4 protein-coding genes are annotated in these 4,154 nt (G+C 64.4%); 2 read left to right on the plus strand and 2 right to left on the minus strand.

The window, feature by feature from the left end; all coding sequences use genetic code 11:
* On the plus strand, positions 1 to 1,182 hold a 1,182-nt coding region (locus VFA16_RS17875; protein ID WP_324969101.1), incomplete at its 5' end, for a sortase domain-bontaining protein.
* A 48-nt stretch (positions 1,183 to 1,230) separates the two neighbouring features.
* Entirely contained in the window at positions 1,231 to 2,001 is a 771-nt protein-coding gene (locus tag VFA16_RS17880; protein WP_324969102.1) for a hypothetical protein, read from the plus strand.
* A gap of 341 nt (positions 2,002 to 2,342) precedes the next feature.
* Here VFA16_RS17880 and VFA16_RS17885 read toward each other — a convergent pair whose 3' ends face one another.
* Both VFA16_RS17885 and VFA16_RS17890 read right to left on the minus strand, forming a co-directional pair.
* On the minus strand, positions 2,343 to 3,380 hold the full coding sequence (locus VFA16_RS17885) for a hypothetical protein (RefSeq protein ID WP_324969103.1): 1,038 nt from the start codon (positions 3,378 to 3,380) through the stop codon (positions 2,343 to 2,345).
* Positions 3,381 to 3,383: 3 nt separating this feature from the next.
* Positions 3,384 to 4,154: hypothetical protein (locus VFA16_RS17890; protein WP_324969104.1), on the minus strand; the 771-nt coding region annotated here is incomplete at its 5' end.

Here is a 4,154-nt window from a genome sequence, read left to right on the forward strand (position 1 = left end):
ACCGACCTCACCGAGGCCAGGAACGAACCACCTGGGAGCGAGTCCCCCCGCCGCCGACACCGGCGGGGGGACCACGCCGACCGGCGCCGGCACTGGCCGCACCGGACGCTCATCGCCGCCGGTCTCGTGCTGTTGCTGGCCGCCGGGATCTGGCAGCTCGTGGCCGCGCTGTGGACGGCCAACTCGGAGCGGGGCGGGAAGAACCTCCTCGCCCGCGAGCGCCAGATCGTCACCCAGGTCGGACGGGCGACGGCCGGCGGCCACACCGGCAGCGGCTGCACCCCGGGAAACGCCAACGACCCGCAAGGGGTCATCCAGATCCCGAAGATCGGGCTGGTGGCGCCGGTCCTGCAGGGGACGGACAACGCCCAGCTCGACGTGGCCGTCGGCCACGACAGCTATTCGGTGTGGCCGGGGGCGACGGGCAACGCCGTGCTCGAGGCGCACGACGTCAGCTACTTCGTGAACATCGCCCAGCTCGTGCGCGGCGACCAGATCCAGTACGTGACGCCGTGCACCACATACGTCTTCACCGTGCAGGGGCACCAGGTGGTGAAGGAGGGATCACCGGTCTACGACACCACCACCCCCACCATGACGCTCGTCACCTGCTGGCCGACCAACGCCCTGTGGTTCACGCCGGACCGCTATCTCGTCACCGCCACAATGGTCGCGAGCATGCCGACGGGATCGGCGACTACCGCCATCTCGCAGGTCCCGGCGTGGGCCAACCCCCCAACGGTGCCGGTGCCGTCGGCCCTGGCGGCCGAAGGCGTGACGCTCGCCACCTACTCCGTGCCCATGGGCGGGTTGTCGCTCGGTGGGGCTCCGAATCCCAACTGGGCCCAGTCCCCCGGCCCGCTGGCGGTGGAGAACTCGGCCGTCGAGGCGTATATCGCCGGGGTGCGGTCGCTCACCGAGAACCGGCTCGACTGGTGGAAGGCCATCACCGCCCCGGGCACGGCCTTCCCCAACCTGCTGTACGGGGCCCACATCGCGTCCTATGTGAGCAGTCTCAACGTGGCCATCGAGGCGGCCGACACGGTGCCGGCTGGGGTCATCCTGTCGACGACGGTGTCGGTGACGGGCGGTTCGGCCCCTGGGCGCTACGCCATGATCGTCAACGAGACGATCAAGAACGGCCAGCTGCTCATCACGGGCTGGACGATGGCCCGCCACTAATCAGGAAGGTCCCGTCGGCCTCGCCGGCACGCCGGTAGGGTGCGGACGATGTGGCGTGGGCGGTCCATCCTCGGAATCCTGGCGGTCACGGGGCTAGGGGCAGTGCTCAGTGCCTGCGGCGGGTCGTCCCCGACGGCGCTCTCCCAGACCGTCACCCTGCAGGCGGTGCCCGACGGCATCGTCGCCCTCAACATGGGGTCCCAGCCCGGGCTGACGGCACAACTGTGGGGACTCCAACCAGGCGACCGTTACCGCCTGGCCCTCATCCAGGGCACCTGCCTGGCCCCCGGGGTGGAGATCACCGCGCTCGGGCGGTCCGCCGCCGACCTATCGGGCCGGCTCGAAGGCACCTTCCCGGCCGGGACCGTGCCGAGCCACCTGCCGTCGGCGGTGTCGGTGACCCTGGCAGAAGACACGGGATCGCCGACGCCGACACCGGTGGGATGCACCCAGCTGAGCTCCACCCGGCCAACGGCAGCCCAGCGGATGTTCCCGGTGCCGACCGCCCGCGGATCAGGGACAGTCATACTGGCTGAGCAGTCCGGCCACCTGACGGTCGATGCCTCGGCGCGAGGGATGGCAGCCAACAGCCGGCACCTGGTCCGTGTCGTCCTCGGGACCTGCAACGCCGAGGGCTCGACGAGCTACGACGTCGGAGTTCTCGCCGCCAATGCGAGCGGGACCGGGTCGTTGCACGCAGCGGTCACCGAGTCCGGAAGGACGGTGGTCAAGGGATGGTCGGTCGTGCTCTATGCCCTGCCGAGCTCGGCCACCGCCGGCCAGCACCCGGTGCTCTGCGGAAACGTTGCAGCCTTCTGAGAACGCTTGCTCAGGGGAACAGGCCCGCATCCCCCGAGACCTAGGGCTAGAACCTCCAGCTCCCCCGTCACGAACAGGTCGCACGACCTATTGGGCAAAGAAAGCTCGTTTCCTAAGGTAACGAGCAGGAAGTGTTCGTTCCGGCTCGACGGGACGGATGCTCCCTGCGTTTCCGCACCTCTTCACCACTCGAGGGGTGACGGAATGGGAGAGCAGAGGCCAGGGACTGGTGCAGGCGTGTCCAACCGGGGAGATCTCGTCGCCTCCCCGGGCTCCTCACCGTGTCCCTGGCCTCGCCCCCGAAGACAGCATCATTTTCGACTCTCAGATGCACCTTCGCGTCAGACGTTCTCCAAGACTCTCCGCCACCCAAGGACGCTCTCTTCGCGCACCCGATTGATCCAACCTTCTGGTACCGACCAATCGACTGCGCTCATGCAAAGCAACGCAGCTCCTCGGACATCGCCTGGCGCAACTTGCCACTCTTCGCGCAGGTACCCAGACACCGCCCCAGCTCGCGGCCCAACGACTGCAATTCCGGCTGAAAGCGCAAGCATGATCGTGCTGCTATCCGTGACATTTTTGTAAGGTGCAGCAAGCACATCCGTTCGATTAAGAGCCGCTGCAATTTCTGGGTCCCCTAGGACGTCATCACTCGAGAAGTTAATCACTCTTACGCCGCCTCGTACGTCTAACTCCATGCGAGGCCGCACGGCGAGTACCACTTCGCCTTCGAATCCATTTGCCTCCAACTCCAGAATGAACTCGCGAACGTCGTGCGCCATGAGCTTGTCCGGCCTCAGGGCGCCCAACAACAGAATGCTGGGCACATCCCTTCTTCGCACATCTCTTATTGATATATTCCAGCGCTCGCAATAGCGGACGAAAGGAAGATGCGGAAGCGCAATCACCTGCTTCGCTCCTTCCTCTTCAGCCGCGGCCGCAAGCTCTCCCCCATGGGCAACGACGCGGCTCCGAGCCAACATGATTCGTTCGATTAGGCGCGCATATTTCCCCCCGACGTCGCGTCCGGCCCCGGGATTATGAGCGATGTAGACCACGGCCTGGGGGCGCAACAGAGCCAGAATCGCGAACCCCACCTTTTGATAAGTTCGCGCCCAGACAACGATACATACGCATCGGCTCGCAAGAATCAGCCATCCAAGTCTTGCCAGATGCCGCACTTCTCTGGCCAACGACGCCGGCTTGAGCATTCCAAACGTCTCGCGCAGAAGAAGCGCTTGCCCATCGACACTAACCGCGTCACGCGGCAATGCCAGCAAGACCGTGAAGCCAGCATCTTGAAGTAAGTCGGCTAGCTCCCGTCCGTACGGGTTGACACCAACTGAGTCGAACACCACCACGCTTTGTTTAGGCATTGGCTATACCTGGAGACCGATGGGCGCCGCCGCGGTCGCGCTTCCGTCGATCCCGCTATCCAAGCGCATCGCCTTGATCGCGATTCCCCTCATGCAAAGAATCGCGAGCACTTCGCCCAACCCCGTAGCAATCACCGCGCCCCAGCTCGCCATGACCTGAATCAGCACTACATACGCAACAAGCGGGATAATGAGCGATATGCATTGCGCAACCAGCCGCAGCCGTATCCTTCCGATAGCAACCAAAATGTCGCCATAAATCCAGTGAAGTCCTCGCAACCCGAGCAACGGAATGAGCGTGATCGCCATCGGTACAGAGGCGGCGTATCTCTGACCTAGTACGAGCGGAAGCAACAACGCACCTCCGATCAAAGGCGGCATTGTGAGCAACAGCATGCCAGCCAATTCTTTCTGCGTCTTCCTCACCAGGTCCCGCCACTCTGACGTCACGCTCGGTCCGGCGCGAAAGACGGCTGGCATGAATCGGCCCAGAACAGCCCTAGACGGAAATAGGACGTAACTCGCGATTCGATACGCCACGGTGTAAACGCCGACGGCGTGATATGAATCGACGATAGCCAAGATACCTTTGTCAAGGTCGTCGGACACTCGGAGCGTCAGCGCGTTAATGCCGAACACAATCATCTCGGCTGACCGAATTCCATCGGGGCCACGGCGCTCGGAGGACGGAGCCCCTTCCCGCTTCGCCGTCTGCAGCCAAGACACTGACCACCCAACTGACGCCGCTAGCACCATAAGTGCACCGACCGTCAC

Source organism: Mycobacterium sp. (genome assembly GCF_035653355.1).
In the GTDB taxonomy this organism is placed as follows: Bacteria; Actinomycetota; Actinomycetes; order Mycobacteriales; family Mycobacteriaceae; genus Mycobacterium.